Origin of the sequence: Burkholderia sp. AU33803, assembly GCF_002223095.1 — a bacterium.
In the GTDB taxonomy this organism is placed as follows: domain Bacteria; phylum Pseudomonadota; class Gammaproteobacteria; order Burkholderiales; family Burkholderiaceae; genus Burkholderia.
This window is the reverse complement of sequence record NZ_NKFJ01000008.1, coordinates 1-20679: the sequence shown is the minus strand read 5'-3', so window position 1 is coordinate 20679 and position 20679 is coordinate 1. Positions and strand designations below refer to the sequence as shown.

18 protein-coding genes and 2 pseudogenes are annotated in these 20679 nt (G+C 66.5%); 3 read left to right on the top strand and 17 right to left on the bottom strand.

Annotated features, from left to right (window positions below):
* Window positions 1-24: 24 nt before the first annotated feature.
* The 9 genes and pseudogenes from CFB41_RS31620 to CFB41_RS31575 form a co-directional block, all read right to left on the bottom strand.
* A complete protein-coding gene (locus tag CFB41_RS31620; RefSeq protein ID WP_011875594.1) occupies window positions 25-375 on the bottom strand; it encodes a copper-binding protein in 351 nt (116 codons plus the stop codon).
* Window positions 372-3578 (bottom strand): efflux RND transporter permease subunit, encoded by a 3207-nt coding sequence (locus CFB41_RS31615; RefSeq protein ID WP_021157489.1) that lies wholly within the window; start codon window positions 3576-3578, stop codon window positions 372-374. The genes CFB41_RS31620 and CFB41_RS31615 overlap by 4 nt, the downstream gene beginning before the upstream one ends.
* A complete protein-coding gene (locus CFB41_RS31610; protein ID WP_011875592.1) occupies window positions 3575-5104 on the bottom strand; it encodes an efflux RND transporter periplasmic adaptor subunit in 1530 nt (509 codons plus the stop codon). The genes CFB41_RS31615 and CFB41_RS31610 overlap by 4 nt, the downstream gene beginning before the upstream one ends.
* An 11-nt stretch (window positions 5105-5115) precedes the next feature.
* A complete protein-coding gene (locus CFB41_RS31605; RefSeq protein ID WP_060096529.1) occupies window positions 5116-6408 on the bottom strand; it encodes a TolC family protein in 1293 nt (430 codons plus the stop codon).
* 91 nt (window positions 6409-6499) lie between these two features.
* The gene (locus CFB41_RS31600) at window positions 6500-6868 is read right to left on the bottom strand and encodes a hypothetical protein (RefSeq protein ID WP_011875590.1); all 369 of its coding nucleotides are present in this window, start codon (window positions 6866-6868) and stop codon (window positions 6500-6502) included.
* Window positions 6869-7226: 358 nt separating this feature from the next.
* Entirely contained in the window at window positions 7227-7592 is a 366-nt protein-coding gene (gene tnpC, locus CFB41_RS31590; protein WP_009693043.1) for a Tn3 family transposase post-transcriptional regulator TnpC, read from the bottom strand.
* On the bottom strand, window positions 7589-10585 hold the full coding sequence (locus tag CFB41_RS31585; RefSeq protein WP_011875589.1) for a Tn3 family transposase: 2997 nt from the start codon (window positions 10583-10585) through the stop codon (window positions 7589-7591). The genes tnpC and CFB41_RS31585 overlap by 4 nt, the downstream gene beginning before the upstream one ends.
* Before the next feature lie 129 nt (window positions 10586-10714).
* Window positions 10715-10921, bottom strand: a pseudogene (locus CFB41_RS31580) (DUF1488 family protein); the annotation flags it as partial.
* Between the two features lie 204 nt (window positions 10922-11125).
* Window positions 11126-11497: a DUF3022 domain-containing protein gene (locus CFB41_RS31575; RefSeq protein WP_089459313.1), complete on the bottom strand. Its 372-nt coding sequence runs from the start codon at window positions 11495-11497 to the stop codon at window positions 11126-11128.
* A 178-nt stretch (window positions 11498-11675) separates the two neighbouring features.
* Here CFB41_RS31575 and CFB41_RS31570 point away from each other — a divergent pair, with 178 nt between their 5' ends.
* A complete protein-coding gene (locus CFB41_RS31570) occupies window positions 11676-12032 on the top strand; it encodes a DUF3175 domain-containing protein (protein ID WP_089444157.1) in 357 nt (118 codons plus the stop codon).
* 37 nt (window positions 12033-12069) lie between these two features.
* Window positions 12070-13389: a sodium:proton antiporter gene (locus CFB41_RS31565; protein ID WP_089459312.1), complete on the top strand. Its 1320-nt coding sequence runs from the start codon at window positions 12070-12072 to the stop codon at window positions 13387-13389.
* A 156-nt stretch (window positions 13390-13545) separates the two neighbouring features.
* Here CFB41_RS31565 and CFB41_RS31560 read toward each other — a convergent pair whose 3' ends face one another.
* The 6 genes from CFB41_RS31560 to CFB41_RS31535 form a co-directional block, all read right to left on the bottom strand.
* On the bottom strand, window positions 13546-13932 hold the full coding sequence (locus tag CFB41_RS31560; RefSeq protein WP_089459311.1) for a DUF3022 domain-containing protein: 387 nt from the start codon (window positions 13930-13932) through the stop codon (window positions 13546-13548).
* Window positions 13929-14090: a DUF1328 domain-containing protein gene (locus tag CFB41_RS31555; protein ID WP_011349711.1), complete on the bottom strand. Its 162-nt coding sequence runs from the start codon at window positions 14088-14090 to the stop codon at window positions 13929-13931. The genes CFB41_RS31560 and CFB41_RS31555 overlap by 4 nt, the downstream gene beginning before the upstream one ends.
* A 46-nt stretch (window positions 14091-14136) precedes the next feature.
* Complete coding sequence (locus CFB41_RS31550) at window positions 14137-14325, bottom strand: DUF3008 family protein (protein WP_089459728.1); 189 nt, start codon at window positions 14323-14325, stop codon at window positions 14137-14139.
* A gap of 77 nt (window positions 14326-14402) precedes the next feature.
* Complete coding sequence (locus CFB41_RS31545; protein WP_089459310.1) at window positions 14403-15863, bottom strand: RNA polymerase factor sigma-54; 1461 nt, start codon at window positions 15861-15863, stop codon at window positions 14403-14405.
* Window positions 15864-16076: 213 nt separating this feature from the next.
* Window positions 16077-16385: a hypothetical protein gene (locus CFB41_RS31540; RefSeq protein WP_089459309.1), complete on the bottom strand. Its 309-nt coding sequence runs from the start codon at window positions 16383-16385 to the stop codon at window positions 16077-16079.
* Window positions 16386-16546: 161 nt separating this feature from the next.
* On the bottom strand, window positions 16547-16852 hold the full coding sequence (locus CFB41_RS31535) for a hypothetical protein (RefSeq protein WP_089459308.1): 306 nt from the start codon (window positions 16850-16852) through the stop codon (window positions 16547-16549).
* 146 nt (window positions 16853-16998) lie between these two features.
* Here CFB41_RS31535 and CFB41_RS31530 point away from each other — a divergent pair.
* Window positions 16999-17191 (top strand): annotated as a pseudogene (locus CFB41_RS31530) (CBS domain-containing protein); the annotation flags it as partial.
* A 109-nt stretch (window positions 17192-17300) separates the two neighbouring features.
* Here the strand turns inward: CFB41_RS31530 and CFB41_RS31525 are convergent.
* Window positions 17301-19604: an ATP-binding protein gene (locus CFB41_RS31525; protein ID WP_089459307.1), complete on the bottom strand. Its 2304-nt coding sequence runs from the start codon at window positions 19602-19604 to the stop codon at window positions 17301-17303.
* Window positions 19605-19641: 37 nt separating this feature from the next.
* Window positions 19642-20679, bottom strand: a 1038-nt coding sequence (locus tag CFB41_RS31520; RefSeq protein ID WP_089459306.1) for a sigma-54-dependent Fis family transcriptional regulator, incomplete at its 5' end; no start/stop codon positions are given.

Here is a 20679-nt window from a genome sequence, read left to right as displayed (position 1 = left end):
TGCGTGCCAGCCATCAACGCTTCGTCACAAGCGCTTTTCGAGTTTTACGATGGTCAGGGTGCCGTTGACTTCTTCGACGCGCACCTTGACCTTGTCGCCTTCCTTGATCTGCTTGACCATCGCGGCATCCTTCGCCTTGAACGCCATCGTCATCGGCGGCATGCCGACGTTTTCCAGCGCGCCGTGCTTCAGCGTGACCATGCCTGTCGCCACGTCGACTTTCTTGACCTCTGCGTCGGTGAGCGCATTGTTCGACGACACTTTCATCGCGGAAGCCCTGGTCGACATATCCATGCCGGCCATGTCGTTGCCGGCAAATGCGGGCGTGGCGAAAGTGGCTGCAAGGGCAGCGGACATAACAAACAGTTTCTTCATTGGATCTCTCCAGTTTGGTTGACTGGCACGTTCGTGCCGGAAGGGTTTGTGTGGGGAAAATGGACAGCGCTGGCCTGTCGTGCGCGACGACGCTGCAACAGGAACCACGCTGCGGGAATCACGAACATCGACAGAAGTGGCGCGGTCACCATGCCGCCGACCATCGGCGCGGCGATACGCTGCATGACCTCCGACCCTGCACCGTGCCCGACCATGATCGGAATGAGGCCGGCGAGCACGACGGCCACCGTCATTGCCTTCGGCCGTACGCGCAGCACGGCGCCTTCGCGAATCGCGTCGAACAGCAACGCCTCGGTGAGCAGCTCGCCATCTTCCAGCCGGCGATTGAGCGCACCTTTCAGGTACAGCAGCATGACCACCCCAAACTCGGCAGCGACGCCCGCAAGCGCGATGAATCCGACCGATGTCGCGACCGACACCGCGTGGCCGAGTATCCAGATGAGCCAGAAGCCGCCGACCAGCGCGAACGGCACGGTCGACATCAGCAGCAGCGCATCGGCGGCGGAGTTGAAGGTCAGGAACAACAGCACGAAGATGACAACCAGCGTCACCGGAATGACGGTCCGGAGCCTGGCCGCCGCGCGCTCCAGGTACTCGAACTGGCCCGACCACGCAATCGAGTAGCCGGGTGGCAACTGGACCTGCCGAGCCACGACCTGCTGCATTGCCTTCACGGCGGATTGGAGATCCGTGTTGCGGATATCGACGTAGACGTACCCGGAGAGCCGAGCATTCTCGCTGCGAATCATCGGCGGGCCGTCGGCGATCGTGATGTGGGCGACGTCGCCGAGCTGGATTTGCGCGCCGCGATCCGTGACGATTGGCAGTTGCCGCAGCTTCTCAAGCGAATCGCGGAATTCGCGCGGGTAGCGGATATTGATGGGGAAGCGCTCGCGGCCGGCAATCACCTCGCCAACGTTCTCACCGCCCACTGCCGACGACACGACCGACTGGATATCGGCCACCGACAGTCCGTAGCGTGCTGCGGCGAGCCGGTCGATGTCCACGTCGATATAGCGCCCGCCGTTGAGCCGTTCCGCGAGTGCGGACGTCACACCAGGGACACCTTTGACGGCCGTTTCAACCTGCGTCGCGATACGGTCGATCTGCGTCAGGTCCGGCCCGGAAATCTTGACGCCCACCGGCGTCTTGATGCCGGTCGACAACATGTCGAGGCGATTGCGGATCGGCGGCACCCATACGTTCGAAAGACCGGGCACCTTGACCGTCCGGTCCAGCTCATCGACCAGCTTTTCCGGCGTCATGCCCGGCCGCCACTGGCTGCGCGGCTTGAACTGGATGGTGGTCTCGAACATCTCGAGCGGTGCCGGGTCTGTGGCCGTATCCGCCCGGCCCGACTTGCCGAACACTGTCGCGACCTCGGGCACGGTCTTGATGAGCCGGTCGGTTTGCTGCAGCAGCTCGCTCGCTTTCTCGGCGGAAATGCCCGGAAGAGCGGTCGGCATATACAGCAAATCGCCCTCGTCGAGCGGCGGCATGAATTCGCCGCCAAGACGCGAAATCGGCAGAATCGTCAGCACCAGCGCGACAACTGCGAGACCAATCGCCGCCCACGGCCAGCGCAGCGTCGCCTCAAGCAATGGACGATACAGCCAGATCAGCACGCGATTGATGGGATTCGCGTTCTCATGCGGAATACGGCCGCGGATCAGGTAACCCATCAGGACAGGCACGAGCGTGACCGACAAACCTGCTGCCGCCGCGATCGTGTAGGTCTTCGTGAACGCCAGCGGAGAGAACAGCTTGCCCTCCTGGCCTTCCAGCGAGAACACCGGAATGAACGACAGCGTGATGATGAGAAGCGAGAAGAACAATGCCGGCCCGACCTCAGTTGCCGAAGCTGCGATGAGTTCCCAGCGCTGCGCGGCGGTCATCCGTGTCTCGGGGAACGCATGCTCGAACGCTTCCAGGTGCTTGTGCGCGTTCTCGATCATCACGATGGCCGCATCGATCATCGCGCCGATCGCGATCGCGATACCACCGAGCGACATCAGGTTCGCGTTGACGCCCTGATACCGCATCACGATGAACGCGGCCAGCACGCCGAGCGGCAACGACAGAATGGCGACGAACGCGCTGCGCAGGTGAAACAGGAACACCGCACAGACGAGCCCAACGATGATGAACTCCTCGATGAGCTTGTCCTTCAGGTTGTCCACCGCGCGTTCGATGAGTTGCGAGCGGTCGTAAGTCGTGACGACTTCGACGCCGGGTGGCAGCGAGCGCTTCAGGTCGGCGAGCTTCGCCTTCACCGCGTCAATGGTCTTCAGCGCATTTTTTCCCGAGCGCATCACGATGACGCCGCCGGCGACTTCGCCCTGACCGTTCAGCTCCGCGATGCCGCGACGCATCTCGGGGCCGATCTGGATGCGTGCGACGTCGCCCAGCAGCACCGGCGTGCCCGCGTCGTTGGTGCGCAATACGACATTCCGGAAGTCGTCGAGCGAGCGCAGATAGCCCGACGAGCGCACCATGTACTCCGATTCGGCCAGCTCGACGACCGAGCCGCCGGATGCCTGGTTTGCCTTGCCGAGCGCATCGGTCACCGCGGCTTGCGTGATGCCGTAAGCGCGCAGCTTGTCCGGGTCGAGCACGACCTGGTACTGGCGCACCATGCCGCCGATGCTGGCGACCTCGGAGACGTCCGGCACTGCTTTCAGCTCGAACTTCAGGAACCAGTCGTTCAGCGCGCGCAGCTGTCCGAGGTCGTGCTGTCCGGTCTTGTCGACCAGCGCGTACTCGTACACCCATCCCACGCCGGTCGCGTCCGGCCCGAGCGAGACGGTCGCGCCCTGCGGCAGGCGGCTTTGCACCTGATTCAGGTATTCGAGCACGCGCGAACGTGCCCAGTACTGGTCGGTCTTGTCGTCGAACAGCACGTAGACAAACGCATCGCCGAACGACGAGTACGCGCGAATGGTCTTTGCGCCCGGCACGCCGAGCAGCGTCGTCGTGAGCGGGTAGGTGACCTGGTCCTCGATAACCTGCGGCGCCTTGCCCGGATACGATGCCTTGATGATGACCTGTGTATCGGACAGGTCGGGCAGTGCGTCGAGCGGCGTCTCGGCGACCGAGTAGAGGCCCCAACCGGTCATGAGTACAGTCGCGAGCAGCACCAGGAAACGGTTGTGGATGGACCATCGGATGAGCCGGGCAATCATTGCACGCCTCCGACCGGTTCGACCTTCGTCAACTGGTAGCCCTCATCCGACTGCTTGAAGACGAAGTGCACCGTCTGTCCGGCCTTGACGTCGGGGAAGGCATCGGGAGCGGGCTTGTTGAACGCCATCGTCATCGCGCCCCAGCCGAGCGCCGGCACGGGTTGATGGGAGAACGTGATGTCCGCAGCGGTCACTTTTTCGACCTTGCCGGTGGTCTCGTACGTTTGTGCTGCGACGGCGGGTGCGGACGCCGGTGCGCTTGCGCTTGCCCCCGTGCTGCCCTCCAGCCTCGGCAGAACGGACTTCAGGCTCGCTTCGGAATCGATCAGGAACTGGCCGGACGCGACAACGGTGTCGCCGTCGTTCAGGCCGCTCAGCACCTCGGTTTCGTTGCCAATGTCATTGCCCACGGTAACCGTCGCCGGCTGAAGGCGCCCGTCGCCGTTCTTTACGATGACGACCGAGCGCTTGCCCGTTGTGATCACGGCTTCGGAGGGCACCAGCAGTCGCGAGACAGCCTTCTGGCCGGCAACGCGCACGCGCATCAGCATGCCCGGCGTCAGCTTGAATCCGGCGTTGTCGATTTCCAGACGCGCCTGGAGCGTGCGGCTGGTGGTGCTGATGCCCGGCAGGATTTCGCGGATGCGACCGTTGAAGTGTTGTGTCGGGTCGCCTGCGAACGTCGCATCGACGGTCATACCGGGTTGTACGCCCAGCGCGAGCGCCTCGGGAATCTCGACGATGAGCCACAGCTTCGACAGGCCGGCAATCTTCGCGAGTGTCTGGCCGGGCGCGACCATCGCGCCGTCGCGGACGTTCAGTTCGCTGACGACACCGGACTCGGGCGACGTCAGCAAGACGTGCGTCTGGGCCTTGCCGGTTCGGTCAAGGCTCGCGATGATTCCATCAGGAATCGACAAGGCGCGCATCCGCGCTCGCGACGCTTCGAGCAAAGTGGCGTCCATGCCGCCGCGCTTGAGTGCGAGATATTCCTCCTGCGGCGCGAGCCATTCCGGGACGAACAGCGATGCGACTGGTGCGCCTTTTGCGATGCGTTGCATCGGCGCGTTCGCATAGAGCCGGTCGATGTAGCCGGTGACGCGCGACTGCACGACATCCGAGTGCGATTCATCGAACTGCGTCGTGCCGATGGCATCGAATCCGCCGGTCGTTTCCTGCCGACGCACGGTCGCATAGCGAATGCCAAGATTCTGCTCAAGCCCCGGGTCGATCTTGATGCCTGAAGAGCTCTCGCCTTCATCCGCGTAGACAGGCTCAAGTTGCATGTCCATGAATGGCGATTTACCCGGCTTGTCGAAATGCTGGTTCGGCACCATCGGGTCGTGCCAGTACAGCACCTTCCGCCCGGTCTTCGGGTCGATCTTGCCGCCCGGCGAGGCGGCGCCAGTCGAGGCAACTGCGGTGCCGGTCGCCGCGTGACGCGTTCCCGCGAAATAGCCCGCGCCGAGCAGCGCCGCGCCGGCAAATACCGTCAACACCGCGCGTGCCAAAGGTTTCCTGTTCATGCTGTTCTCCGTCATTGCGCGGCGGCCATCGTCGGTGGCACGACTTGATATTCGAGCTGCGCCCAGGTCTGCGACACCTCTCGTTTGAGGTCGAGCACCTGCAACTGCGCTTCCAGTTGGGCACGGCGGGCAGCGAACGTGTCCGCGAGCGAGCCGCTACCAGCGCGATAGGCAGCATTCGCGAGTTGCACGCGCTGGTCCGCGGCGGGCAGCAACGACTGGCTCAGATTGGCGATGCGCTCGCGCCCGCTCGCCAGGGTCGCGGATTGTGCGCGGATGTCGGCTTGCACCTGTCGCAGCGCGTCTTCGTACATCAGCCGCGCCTTCGTGGCGAGTTCGGCTTTCTCGGCGACGTCGCGGTCCTGGTTGTTTTTCCGGTTCAACGGCAATGGAATGGTGACGCCGACGGACACCATATTCGAGTACGCACCGCCGCGTTGCTGGTACGCGACCTCCCATGTCCAGTTCGGGCTGCGCTCGCTGTCGGCGACTGCCGTATCGGCATCAGCGACCGCGATGTCATCCGCGGCGGCGACGAGCGTCGGCTGCGACAGACGCAGTTCGTCAGGTGGGAGCGACGACACGAACGACTCGGGCGCCGGCGGTTCACCGGTCACATCGGAGACGGGAACGGCCGTCCAGCGTGACAACCCAATAAGCGCGGTCTGATAAGTCTGTTGCGCCTTGAGCACCTGGTCCTGAGTCTGCGCGAGCATCACCTGCGCCTGTACCACGTCGGCGGTGCTTGCCTTGGCGCCGCGATACGACGCCTTCGTCGCCTCCAGCTCGTGGTGCATGTGGTCGCGGAGCGCCTGCTGCAGCGCCAGCGCCTGTTTCGCATACACGGCGTTCAGCCAGGCTGTGGAAGTTTGCTGGCGAACGTTGGCGAGTTGCACCAGATAGTCGGCGCGCTCGCGCCCGACCACCTCATCGGCCAACGCGGAACGCAGCTGCCGCTTCTCGCCAGATACCCACTCCTGTTCGATGCCGATGCGGCGCATCGTCATGAAGTCCTGGCCGATGGTGAAGCGTTGCGGACCGTTGACCGGCAGGTTATCGATGCCGGCCTTGAGCATCGGGTCCGGCAGTTGTCCGGCCTTGACGGCCGCCTCGGAGCTGGCGCGGACGGACGACTGCGCGGCCTGCATCGATGCAGAGCGATCGGTCGCCGACTGTAGCGCGGCGTCCAGCGTGAAAGGCGCCTGCTGGGCGTGAACGACGCCCGCGACGAGAAGCGCGGCAAAAAGCGTGTGCACGCGCCAAGGTACACGCCGGCGCAGCGGCGTGCCGAAAATGAATGGCATGTTCTAACCCCAAAGGCGAAATCCCATAGGGATTCCGCGTCCGGCATACGACGAACCTCACCGCAACTGCGGTGAACCTGTCAGCGAGGGATTAGACGAGACGCGGCGGTCGCCATAACCCGTTCGGGTCACGGACCGGAAGAGACTGGGTGTAATGGAAGATGACAGGCGTGCCGACCGCAGCCGGGCGGCCGATTTCAGCCCTGGCGGCCGGGTGATAGAGGCTGCCGAACTGGCATTGGGCGGTTACTTTGCAAAACATGCCCTTGACCTTGGCCTTGTCGACGGATGCGGGCTTCATCGAATCGCAGCCCGGCATGTCAGCGGATACGCTGGCGTCCGCATCCATGGACATGGTTTGCTGCATCGGACATTCACCGGTCAAGCCACTGGCTGCCAGCCCACTGATGGGCAGCACCGCGCAGAGCAGCAACAGGATGACGGTCCGGAGCAGTTTCATGGCGGAAATTATAGCCTGCAGCCTGGCGCGATCGCGGTGGATAATTGCACTACTTTTTGTCGGACCACGATCTGAACCAGACGGGCAGCTTGCAATGCGAACGCCAATGGCGACTGCGGGGTGCGGAGGAGACCAATCAGGAAGTAGCTGATTTCATTATGCAACTCAGTCGGCGGATGCGGGCTTCGATGCGTGCTCGCACTCGAATGTCGCGAAGGTCGGTCAACCAGCGTTCGAATACGGCGGTCTTGATGAGTTCGATCATGTGTCAACTATGGCTGACACTTTTCGACCGTGTCAACTATGACTGACAATGATCGGGCCACCACATACTGTCTCGATCGGTGGGCGGGCGCCTTCAACCCTCGCCAAACCCGTCGTCCGGGTGCAGCGCTTCGAGCGGTTCGAGCATCGTCCTCACCCGCGTGAGTTCCATCACAAATTCGTCAATCAGATCAAGCGCGCCCAGCACCTGCTCGGGCAAGGTACCTTCGCGGCGCGACGGAACCGACGGTGCGCCATTCAATACTGAGTGCGCCATGCTGTGGATCTCAAGCAGATCGTCGCGTAGCCCCTCGGGATCATGAAGCTGGATGCGTATGCGATCGACAATATCGACGGCGGCCAGCAGGCGGGTGGTATCGTAGCTCGATTCGAGCCGCTCGAGCGCGGCGGTGTCGATATCGCCGAAATAGGTCGTCGTGATGGCCGGGCGTGCAGTCATGGTCGGGGTGCATAGGTACGGGCAGCATGGCCGAACAGCGGATCCTTGATCCAGGCTTCCGGCCGACGGTCCAGGTGCAGTTTATAGTGGCCGAAGCGGCGGATGTTGTGGGTCGGGTACGGGCTCAGAAACTCGATGTCTTCGGCGCGCACTTTCTCGCTGTTAGCCGCCATCTCGCGCAGCGCCTGCATCATGTCCACCGTGTTCTGCAAGATCACGGCCGATGCGACCAGGTCATTGTAGCGTAGCCGTTTCTGCTGTTCCTCCGGCTCGTTCTCGGCGATCACGTCACCGCCGAACGACAGCCATTTGGAGAAGCCGTTGTAAGACTCGATCTTGTTCGTGTTCGCGGTGACCTCCTGCCGCAATTCGAGGCTGCCGATCCACTCGAGCAGAAACACCGTGCGAACAACGTTGCCGAGCTCGCGCGCGGCCAGGTACAGCCGGTTCTTGCGGCTTTCGGAGCCGAGCCGGCGCAGCAGCAGCGGCGACGAGATCGTGCCTGCCTGAATCGACAGCGCGACCTGCATCAGCTCCTGCCAGTGCTGCTCGATCAGCACCCAGTCGATGGTCGCCTTGAACAGCTTGTCGACGTGCTTGTATTTGGCCTTGCTGTCTGGGCGGTACAGGACGAGATCCTTCCAGTTGCGAATCCGCGGCATCAGGTTGATGCCGAGCAGGTACGTGAACGCAAAAACGGCGGCCGACTGCCCCTGCGTGTCGGCATGGACCGTATCGGCCTTGATCGACAGGCCCGCTTTCAGCAGGCCCTCGATCACATAGATCGCCTCCCAGACGCCCGGCGGAATGAAGTGCTGGAACACCGCGATATAGTTGTCGGCAACGTGCCGGTACGCGACCGCGCCCATTTTTCGGTAGCGGAAGTGATAGCCGGCCAGCAGGTTGTTGTCGTAGAAGTCGTACTGCGTGCCGTCGGCCGCCACCGTCTTGCCATCGCCCCAGTGTTTTGGCAGGTCCAGCCGCAGGTACAGTTCGATCAGCTCGCGCTGTGCAGTCTCGAGCTTGTCCAGGCTCACGTGCCGACGGTTGACGAACGACAGCATGTGCGCGGTGACATCCGAGTCGAGATGGCGGGCCGCCTGGGTCGGGCCGAGATTGCAGCCCATCGCGAAAATCGTGAGCAGGTAGCGCTCGGCCGCCTTGCGAATCTGGGGATCGCTCCCGGACAGCGGCCCGAAGTGCCGCGTGAAATGCGTCCAGTGTTCGATGTTCGCGAGGATGTCCAGCATGTTTCGCGTCGGCAGGCGGGCGTTCAGCCGCTCCTGCAATGCGATCGCGCTCGCCGGGATCTCTTTCGCGACGGTTTTGCGCAGGATAGGTTCGCCGTGACGATCGATCACGACGTGCTCGCGCTTGCGCGGCAATTCGTCGTCGAGCTTGTGGGAAGCGTCGGTCAGCCATTGACGCAGGTGGCACACGAAGTCACTGCTGGTCGTGGGCATGCCGAGCTTGTCGCAATAGTCTGGCAACTGCTGCTCGCATTGCCGCCATGGCAGGAGGTGATCGCGATAGTCGGCGTAGGCGTCGGAGCCGGACACGCACAGATCGCCGACCCGTAGCTCTTCGGCCATGTACGAGAACACGCAGAGTTCGAGATACCGTCGATTGGTCGGCAATCCGTCGCCGTGGGTGCGACGTGCGAGCTTGCGCCACCGTGGCGCCGCAAAGCCCAGGTCAACATCAGCATCGATCCACTCGCGATGCCGCGACTCGTTTTCCAGCACGACGTCGAGCGCATCGAGCAGCGTGCGGACCGGGCTGGTCGAATCCCATTCGAGCGTACGGGCGACACGCATCATGACCGAACGGTGGGCCTTGAAGTGCTTCCAGAGCAGCGGCAGATAGTTGCGGCCGCTGAACGCGCGGATCGCCGCACAACTCTCGCGCAACGGCTCGAGATCGCCTTTCGGCGCAAGCAGCTTCCTGACCGCTCGGGCGATGGCCGTCTCGTCGGATTCATCGGCGAGAATGTCGACCACACCGTCCAGCAAGCCGACGAGATCCTCGACCTGATCACGCTGTTTTCGCTGAATGGCGTCCAGTTCGTCGCTCGCGCGCTTGTGGATCGCGCCCATGCGCCGGACGAACATGTCGGCGAGATCGTCGCGGGCGCGCACGCGCATACGGTTGAGCAGCGCGACGATCAGCGTGTAGCGCTTCTCGGGCGAAGTGTCGTTCCTGAGCGCCGACGCGTCGAGCGCCATCGCCTGATTGGCGAGCGAGCGCAACTTTGAGGCTGGAATCCCGGCGACGGCCAGTGAGAAATCGCCGAGCTCGTCGAGCCAGGAGACCTGCTCAATCAGCAGGTCCAGATGCTGGCGCGATGGGCGTTTCGCGTGACGCTTGATCCGGTTGTAGGCAGTCTGCCGGCTTGACAGATCACGCGCGAGCAACCGGTCGAGCGCGAGTTTCTGCTCATCGGTCAGGCGTCGCGTGACGCGCTTGAAGAGCCGGGACTGCGCCCGCGCGTGAATCTGTTCGGTCAGCCGATCGAGCGTCGAGAACGCCGGCAGTTCGATATCGCGCGCGATGAGTTCGTCGATCGTCGCGTTGATGATGTCGACCGGTTGGTCCATCGTCAGCGACGCCGTGTGCGCCGCCCGTGTCGCGATCGCGTTGGCGTCGGTGCCGTAATACGGCTTCACGTCCAGGTAGGTGCGAACCGCCGCGTAATGCCGGAACAGCGTTGGGGAGGTCTCTGTGTCGTAGCCGAACTGTACGGAGTCGCCGATATCCGCGGCTGCCCGAATATGCTCGACAACGGCGGCCGGAATGGTGTCGGCCGGCGGGAAATAGTGCAGTTGCTGAAAGACCTTCAGCAGCACCAGCAGGCCCAGTCGAGGTCGCTCACCGCGTGTTGAGCGGCGCGCCCATTCGAGCTCGTCGGGCAGTGGGGTGTAACAGGCTTGCAGTTCCCGGGGTGCCAGAACCTCGGGAAAGCGCGGGTACGCGGTACGTTCGAGGGTAGCCATTGCGGATCGTCCGGATCGCAGAGGGCCGCTTAGATTAGCGCAATAAAAATCTGGCGTTACTGCGCAAAATAGTAATAAGCAAGGCGGAGTTCATAACTACAAGGCTTATGATAGGAATTCGCGCTTACCTTGTCCATGCCCCTGTTCGAACGCATCGCGCAAGTCGGCCTCCAGCGCGGAGCGTGCGCCGAAATGATCTTCCAGCGCTTCGACCGTGATCGCGCAGGTTTGCGGTTCGCCATCGACATCGACGACGAAACGCAACTGCAGCGCCGCACCGTCGAATACGGGCGGCTCGTCGACCAGCGTCACGCGGCGGGCGGAATCGGCGGCCATGGTGTCAGGCGCCCCGCGCCGAAACGCGATCGATCGGTGCGATTCCGACCGCGAGAATGGCTATCTGGCAATGCCCTAATCTTCCGCTCATGAGCCCCTCCGTCCGCGTGGTGGCACGTGTCGTGCCATGCCAGTCCCGCAGCAAGCGACGTGCCTGCCGCCCCGTTCGCGCGCGAGTCGAGTATCGAAAACCGATCCGCACGGCTACTGCAGACGGCTCGCCGCGTCGAGCATTGCATCGGTCAACTCGACCGTCAGCGTCACGTGTTCGTCGGGCAGGCGCTCGAGCAGGTCATCCACCGTGGCGTGCAGGATCGCGTGCACGCGCATCCGCGTGCTTTCGTCGAGATCCGCATAGCGCTCCATCGTGTCGCAGTCGAGCACGAGCATGACCGAATGCCGCGCGGTCTCGGGCGGCGGATCGGCCGCCTCCGCCCACGCCGCCTGAAACGTGATCCTGCCCGTCGCGACGTCGACATGGACCGTCGTATCGAGATCGTCGGCGTCGATCGTGTCGCCATCGGCATCGGCGTCGATCTCGTCGTTTTCCAGCCAGATCCGGGAATGCGATTGCATGATGTCCTCCTGCGTGATGGCGTGATGGCGGGATGGCATGTCCTGTCTGTCGTTTGCAGCAACCCCCGTGCCGCGGCCGGCACGGGTTCGTCGGACGGATCACGCGCGCGGCGCGGCACGCGGTTTGCGTACCCCACCCCGTCACGACGCCCCTGTCACCTTCAATGGAGCCCATGGAATGCCTTCCGCTACCGCTACCCGCGCGCATGGCAAGCACCTCACACGACGCCCGGGCCGCGCCCGCGGCACCGATCCGCACCACCGCAAGCGCTGGTCCGCCGACGTCATGCAAAAAAGCGATGCGCTCGACCTCGAGCCGGACATCTTCAAGTCCGACGACCCGGCCGCGATCGCCGCGTCGCTGAAGCATTCGGCCGAACACAGCCGCCGCCGCAAGGCGTCGCCGTTCCAGTCGGCGATGTCGATGCTGAACTTCTACGTGAACCGCGCGGGCCGCAACCTGCCGAAAACGCGCCGCGCCACGCTCGAACGCGCGAAACGGAAGCTGCGCGAAGCGTTCGGCCGCAAGCCCTGACGGCGCGCGACCACCTGATCGGCCTGCTACCGCACACATGCACGAGACGCTCTGGTACGTAATCGTCGGCGCGGTGCTGATGGGCATGGGCGTCGCGACGTCCGCGTTGCGCCACCTGCCCGTCAGCACCGCGATGATCTATCTCGTGCTCGGCGTCGCGCTCGGCCCGGCCGGCGCCGGCCTGCTCGATCTCGACCTCGAACGCGATGCACGGCTGCTGCGTGAAATCGTCGAGATCGCGCTGCTCGTCTCGCTGTTCGCGATCGGGTTGCGGCTGCGCGTGCCGCTCACCGACCGGCTGTGGCGCGTGCCGTGCCGCCTCGGCCTGTTCGCGATGGGCCTCACCGTGCCGCTGCTGGCCGCGTGCGCGATGCTCGCACTCGGGCTCGACTGGGGCCCCGCGCTGCTGCTCGCGGCGATCCTCTCGCCGACCGACCCGGTGCTCGCGCACGACGTGCAGGTGCACGACCCGGGCGATCGCGATCTTGTGCGCTTCGCGCTGTCGGGCGAAGGCGGCCTGAACGACGGGATCGCGCTGCCGTTCGCGCTGGCCGGGCTCGCGCTGTGCGGCTCGCCGGGCACGACGCACGGGCTGCCGCCGCTGTCGGGCGCGTTCGCGCTCACCGCGCTGTGGGGCATCGCCGGCGCGGCCGCGATCGGCGGCGGCCTCGGCTGGATCACGACGAAAACGATCGGCTGGCTGCGCACGCGCCACGCCCAGGCGCTCGGCCTCGAAGGCTTCTTCGCGCTCGCGCTGATCGTGCTGTCGTTCGGCGCCGCACAGTTCGCGCATGCATTCGGGTTCATCGCGACGTTCGCGGCCGGGGTCGCGATGCGCCGGGTCGAGCACCGCGCGAGCGGCGACCGCGCGCCGCGCGACGTGATCGGCCAGATCGATTCGGCCGACGTCGTCGCCACCGAGAAGCATCCGGAAAAAGCGCACGCGTTCATGGCCGAATCGGTGCTCGGCTTCACGATCGAACTCGAACGGATCGCCGAAGCCATCGTGATGACGATGATCGGCAGCGTGCTCATGACGCTGCCGGGCCCGCTGCTGACGTGGGGCGCGGCCTCGCTGGCCGTCGTGCTGTTCGTCGCCGTGCGCCCGCTCGCGGTGCTGGTCACGCTCACCGGCTCACACGCGACGCATGCGCAGCGACGGCTGATGGCGTGGTTCGGCATCCGCGGAATCGGCTCGTTCTACTACCTGCTGTTCGCGCTCGAACATGGGCCCGCCGCCGCGGTGCGCCCGCTCGCGGCCCCCGTGCTGGCCGTCGTGTCGGCATCGGTGATCGCGCACGGGATCACCGCGACACCGCTGATGAACTGGTATCACCGGCTGCAGCATCGGCGCTGACGCGAGCATGACGATGCGCGCGGCCGCGCAATCGGGCCGCCACGCGGGTGATGGCGCCGCAGGGGTGTGAGGGAAGCATCGACATGCGCTCGCCGCGTTCGGTGCTGCGGCGGCCACGCGGATCGCCGCGTCGTCACCCCGCGAGCGGCAGCGGCGTCAGGGCGCGCGCAGCGCAGCGTCGAGTTCGGCGCGCGTCACGTCGAGCGCGACGTTGCATTCGATCGCCGCCTCCTCGACGCGCGGTTTGCGCTCGTCCACCGCGCGTCGCGCGCGGTCGCACAGAACCGTCCGCACGCGCAGCCGGTCGTCCGCGCCGAGCGACGCATAGCGCGTGATCACGTCCGGCTCGAATCGCAGGTCGACCGTGCAGCGCCATTCGCGCGCGTCCTCGTCGGACGGCACGCGCACCCACGACACCTGGATCGTCAACCGCCCCGACGCGTCGTCCGACTGCACGACGACGGTCGATTCCGACGGAAAACCGTTCGCGAGCGCATGCTCGAGTTCCGCGATGCGCTGCGACCGGCCGGGTGTGCCGCTCATCGTCGGACGACGCCCAGCAGCAGCGTGACGAGGAAGATCACGACGAAGATGTAGAACAGGATCTTCGCGATCTCGGCCGCACCGGCAGCAATACCGCCGAAGCCGAACACGGCCGCGACGATCGCGATGATGAAGAAAATGACGGCGTATCGCAGCATGGATACCTCCTGAATGGCAGCAGTGGTCAATACACGTCGTCGCCGGTCACGCATCGTGCTTATGCTCCGGTTTGCCGCGTCTCGGCTTGGACGCCATTTTTTCACGTTCCCGTTCGCTCATCGACCAGGCGATCGGCTTCGCCGGCGGCATGAGATCCCGCATTTTCGTGTTGCCGCATCGGGCCGACAGCACGGCACGCGCCGCGCCCTGCCGGGCACGGGACGTTGCCGGCATGGTTACGCGCCGGTCGTGGGTGCACGGGTCGACGCGACGGTCGGCACGTGCACGCCACAGGCTCGTCCGGGCCGCCGTCATGCGGCGTCGCGGCGGCGCAGGTCGGCCGGCGGAATCTTCATCGCCTGGCGATACTTCGTCACCGTGCGACGCGCGAGCAGGATGCCGCGGCCCGCGAGGTTCTGCGCGAGCGTGACGTCGGACAGCGGATCGGTGTGCCGCTCGGCCGCGATCATGTCGCGGATCAGCACCTTCGCGGCCGCCGCCGAGCACACGCCCTTGCCGGCCGCCTCGAGCTTGCGCGGGAAGAAGTGCTTGAACTCGAACGTGCCGTGCGGCGTGGCCATGTACTTGTTGCCCGTCGCACGCGACACGGTCGATTCGTGCAGGTCGAGTTCCTCGGCGATGTCGCGCAGCACGAGCGGCTTCATCGCGATCTCGCCGTAGCGGAAGAAATCGCGCTGCCGCGCGACGATGCATTCGCCGACGCGCTGGATCGTCTCGAAGCGCTTCTGCACGTTGCGGATCAGCCAGCGCGCTTCCTGCAATTGCTGGCCGAGCGGTGAATCGCGTTCGCCGCTCGACTGCGCGAACAGCGTCGCATAGCGTTCATGCAGCCGCGCACGCGGCAGCACGGCCGGGTTGATCGTCACGATCCACTCGTCGCGCACCTGGCGCACGATCACGTCGGGCACCACGTAGTCGCCGCGCGTGCTGCCGTAATGATTGCCGGGGCGCGGGTCGAGCCCGCGCACCAGCGCGCAGGCCGCCTGCAGCGTCGGCGCGTCGCAGCCGAGCCGCCGCTGGATCTCGGCCGTCTCGCGGCGTGCCAGACGCTCGAGATGCTCGCGCGCGATCGCTTTCGCTTCCGCGAGCGCCGGCGTGCCGGCCGGAATCGCGTCGAGTTGCAGCACGAGACACTCGGACAGCGAGCGCGCGGCCAGGCCCGGGCGGTCGAGCATCTGCACGAGCCGCAGCGCGACCGCGAGATCCTGCTCGGAGAGCAGCAGCGCGGGGTCGGCCGCCACCAGCAGTTCGCCCAGTTCCTGGCGCAGGTAGCCGTCGTCGTCGAGCGCGTCGATCACGAGGCGCGCGGCTTCACGGTCACGCCGGTTCAACGGATAGAGCCGCAACGCATCGTGCAACTGCTGATTCAGCGACGGCTCCGCGGCCAGCCATTCGCCGGGCGACTGGCCACCCGCATCGTCGCCGTGGTGGCTCGTGCCGCGCGGCGCGGGCGCGGCCGTCAACGACACTTCGGACGCCTCGGGCACTTCGGGCGCGTCGCCGTCCTGCCGACGAGCGTCGTCGGGCTCGGGTGCCGCTTCGGGCGCGGCGGCTTCGGCCGGCTGCCCGGTTGCGTCGGCGGCAGCCTCCTCGTCTGCCTGGCCATCCTCGAGGAACGGATTCTGATCGAGCGCCTGCCGCAACTCCTGTTGAAATTCGAGCGAGGACAACTGCAGCAACCGCAGCGACTGCTGAAGCCTCGGCGTAAGTGCCAGATGCTGTCGCATCTGCAGCGCAAGCGAGACGGACATCGAAGGTTCTCCTGACGTTTCACGGGTTTCGTTTCGTATTCGGTCAGGAATAACGCAGCTTCCATGCCAGGCGGCCCGGTCGCACCGCGTCGCGGGTCACGCGGGTCCGTACCCCGTCTTGCAGGCCGTCGGAGCCGCTTTTTTACAAGCTGTCGGCAAGTTTTGGGCACGTGTTTCGCGCACCGTCCCGCCACGCGCCGGCTGCAGCAAGTATCAGTACTGCGTCGGCGGCGGCGTGCCCGGCAGCGGCGGGTCGCCCGGCGTGCCGTTCGGGCCCGGTGGCGGCACGTCGGCCGGGTCGCCGCCGGTCGCGCCCGGCGGCAACGTGTTGCCCGGCGACGGCCGCGGCTCGTAGCGCGTATTGGCATCGGGCATCGTCGTGCCCGGCGACGGCGGGTGGGCGCCGGGCGGCGCGGGCGGCGCGCCTCGCGCGCCGTAGGGAGCAGGTTGCGTGCAGGCAGCCAGCGCGCACGCGGTGGCCAGCAGGCATGCGCCGGTGCGGATCGTGCGGATCGGTTTCATCGAACACCTCCTGACATCCGCGGCAGCCGCGGAATCGGTTGGGCAGGCCCCGGGCAGTCCGCAATCCACGTGCCGTCCGTTCACGCGTCAAGCACGCCGTCCCGCGGTGCGCCGGGCGTTCGGACCCGCCGTCGTTCGCTGCGCTGCGTGCCTGCGCGCCGCTATGCGTCGTACGCGGCCATCACGAGCCACAGCTCGCGGCCGTCGTCGCGCACGCGTGCCGCGAGCGCATACGGGTCGGCGGGCTCGCACGCACGCTGCAGCGCGAATCTCGCCGGCTCGGTCGCGGCGAACGTCTCGTCTCCGAGCGGCCGCACGTCGGCCTTGCCCTCGAACATCCGGCGATCGGGCCGGTAGATCAGCGGTTCGCGCTTCCATTCCTTGAAATGGCTCTTCACCGAATCGAACCCGCCGCCGCAAACGTTGAGTTCGTAGCGCACGCCCTCTCGCCGTTTTGGAATCGTCATCGTGCCTCCGTGTGATGGGCGCGCGGCCGGCACGGGTCGCGCCGCGCGTGGTCGTCGTCATCTTCGTCGTGTTCCCCGTCGATGCGGCAAGTCGCGTGCCGCGTGCCAACCCCGGGCATGGTCGTTGCGGAAACGTTCGCATCATCGAGGACGATTCGCTGGACGAGATCCAGCATGACATGGCGCGATGCGCAACTGCGCCGCCTGCCGGTCGTCGATCACGACGAGCGGCGGGTCGGCATGCTGTCGCTCGCGGACATCGCGGCGCGCTCGGCCGGCCCGGCGCGCGACGACGTCGCGAACACGCTCGAAGGCGTGTCGCAGCCGAAGCGGAAGTGATGGCGCGTCGCAGGCCGCGCGCGATGCAGCGTGCCGGCCTCCGGCCAAGGCCGGCCGCGCGTCACCCACCCGGGCCGTCGCAACCGGGCAGCGACGGACGGCCGCCGCGTCAGCCGTCCTGTTTCGTCACGCGCACGATCTTGTCCGCCAGTTCGCGCACGTCGACCGGCTTGCACAGATAGCCGTCGAAGCCGGCCTCGAGCGCGCGGCGTTCGTCGGCCAGGCCCGCATGCGCGGTCACGGCGAGCACCCGCATGCCGGGCGGTCCGCCGTCGTTCATGCCGGCGCGCCGCAATGCGTCGAGCAGCCAGAAGCCGTCGCCGTCGGGCATCGCGAGATCGGACAGCACGACGGTCGGCCGCAGGTCGGCGGCCACCGCGAGCGCTTCCAGCCCCGTCGACGCGATCGCGACGGCCGCGCCGAACGTCGTCAGCGCGGCCGTCAGGCTCTCGCGCGTCGTCGGATCGTCGTCGACGATCAGGATGCGCTGCGTATCGAGCGTCAACGGGGCACGATGGACGTCCACGGGCGCACTCCCCCACGCCATCGCGCCGGCCGGCTGCCAGCCGGCCGGCAACGTCACCGTAAATGTCGCGCCGCGATTGCGGCCCGCGCTCTCGACCGTCACGCCGCCGCCGTGCAGTTCGGCGATATGCCGCACGATCGACAGGCCGAGGCCCAGCCCGCGCCGCGACGACGCCGGCGAATCCTCCGCGCGGCGGAACATGTCGAACACGTACGGCAGGAACGCCGGCACGATGCCCTGCCCCGTGTCGCTCACGGTCAGCACCACGCGCGCGTCGACGCGGGCGAGCCCGACCGTCACGCTGCCGCCGGACGGCGTGAACTTAAGCGCGTTCGACACGAGGTTCGACAGCATCTGCCGCAAGCGCTCGGCATCGCCCGACACCACGCAGGTCGACGCCGCACAGTCGAATTCGAGCACGATGCCGGCCGACGATGCGGCCGTCTGGAACGCGCCGACCGAATCGGAGAACAGCCGCACGACGTCCACCGGCATCGCGTCGAGCTGCAGCTTGCCGGTCGCGAGCGACGACGCGTCGAGGATGTCGCCGACCATCCGCGTGAGCGAGCGCGCGCTGCGGTCGATCGCGTCGACCGCCTGCTGCTGCAGCGCGCTGTCGCCCGAATTGCGCAGCACCTCGACCCAGCCGTAGATCACGTTCAGCGGCGTGCGCAGCTCGTGCGACACCGTCGCGAGCAGTTCGTCCTTCAGCCGGTTCGACGTATCGGCCTGGTCGCGCGCATCGCGTGCGCCCTGCAGCGACCGCTGCGCGCGCAGGTCGCGGCGGCGCTGCGCGCCGGCTTCGCGCAGCGTCAGCGACAACGCGACGGACGCACGCACGTCGCCGCGTACCGGGCCCGCCGACACGGTCGCACGGAAACGCCGGCCGTCGCGCCGCACGCACAGCAGGTCGATCGGCCCGACCGCCGCGTGCATGTCGTCGAACGACTGGACGAGCGGCTTGCGCTTCAGCCAGCGCATCGCCACCAGCGATTCGAACGTGCGCCCATGCGCATCGCTTTCGTCGTAGCCGAACATGCGTTGCGCGGCCGGGTTCCAGCTGACGATGCGGCCGTCGCCATCGATGCCGACGATCGCGTCGGGCGACGCATCGACGACGGCCCGCTGCAACCGCGACGCATCGACCCGCGAACGGTCCGCGCCCGCGTCGCGCAGCAGCAGCACGGCGCCGTCGACGTTACCGTCCGCATCGCCGAGCGGCGCGGCCACCTCGACGATCGGCACCGGCTCGCTCCCGTCCGCGTGCAGCCAGTGGCGATCCGACGCGACACCCTCGCCGCCGAGCGCGAGATCGAGCGGGGTCGATTGAACGCGCCGGCCGTCGCGATCGACGATCCGCAGCACGTCGCGCGCGGCGCGGCCGATCGCATCGTCCGGCCGGCAGCCGACGAGCGCGGCCGCGGCGGCGTTGAGGTAGGTGAGCCGCCCGTTCGTATCGGTGGCGATCACGCCATGCGGCAACGCCTGCAGCACGGCGTCGAGCCGCCGGCGCGCGGCCGCTTCACGTCGTAGCGCCGCATCGCTCGTGAAGCGCGCCTGGCGCAGCATCGACGCGACCGCGCAGACGAGCGCGCAGATCAGCACGAAGGTGCCGAGCCGCACGAGCCGGTCGGGCAGCGGCTGCGTATAGGCCGCGGGATCCGAGAGGAACAGCGTCCACACGAGCAGGCCGCTGACGACCGTCGAGGCCATCCCGAACAGGAACGACGTCGCCCACGCGGCGCCCGCGAGCAGCGGATAGTAGAGGACCAGCGGCAGGTTCACGCCGCCGAAGCGGATCGCGAGCGCCTGCAGCACGGTGGCGATCGCAACCAGCATGACGGCCGTGACGTAGTTGCCGGCGCGGGTCCGCGAAATATCGATCATCGATCACGCTCCTGCTGACGGGTCGGTCGCGGCGACATCAGGATTCCGGCTTGTCCACTTCGTTTTCGAGCTGCGCGAGCCGGTTGTAGATCATCTTCAGGCTGACGTCGAGCACTTCGGCCGCCTGCGCCTTCACGCCCCCGCATTGCGCGATCGTGCCGAGGATCAGTCGCCGGTCGGCTTCCTCGAGCGACGTGCCGAAAGGTACGGTCACACGATCCTCGTGCGAATCGGCCAGGTTCGACAGTTCGTCCATGATCGGCGGCGGCAGCGTATCGATCACGTCCGCGTCGCAGAAGATGCTCGCCCGCTGCACGAAGTTGCGCAGCTCGCGCACGTTGCCGGGCCACGCGTAGGTCTTCAGCGCATCGCGCGCGGCCGGCGCGAAGCGCAGGTTCCGGCCGCTGTCGGCGTTGAACTGCTGCAGGAATGCATCGGCGAGCATCGGGATGTCGTCGCCGCGTTCGCGCAGCGACGGCAGCGGAATCGGGAACACGTTGATCCGGTGGAACAGGTCGGGCCGCAGCTTGCCGTCGGCCATCGCGGCCTCCGGGTCGCGGTTGGTCGCCGCGACGATGCGCACGTCCACGTCGATCTCGCGCGTCGAGCCGAGCCGCGTGAGGCGCCCCGTCTCGAGCACGCGCAGCAGCTTGACCTGCGACTCGAGCGGCATCTCGGTGATCTCGTCGAGAAACAGCGTGCCGCCGTCCGCCCGTTCGAAGAAGCCCTTGTGCTGGCGCTCCGCGCCCGTGAAGCTGCCGCGGTCGTGGCCGAACATCTCGCTTTCGACGAGGTTCGCGGCGATCGCGCCGCAGTTCACCGCGAGGAACGGGCCGCGGCGGCGCAAGCTCAAGTCGTGCACCGTCTGCGCGGCCAGCTCCTTGCCGGTGCCCGATTCGCCCGTCAGCAGCACCGATGCCTCGGTGCGCGCCACGCGGCCGATCGCGTCGTAGACGGCCTGCATCGCGGGCGAGCTGCCGAGCATGCGGCCGAAGCGGCCGAGGCGCTGCAGTTCCGAACGCAGTTCGGCAATCTCTTCATGCAACGCGGTGGTGCGCGGCACGCGCGCGAAGAT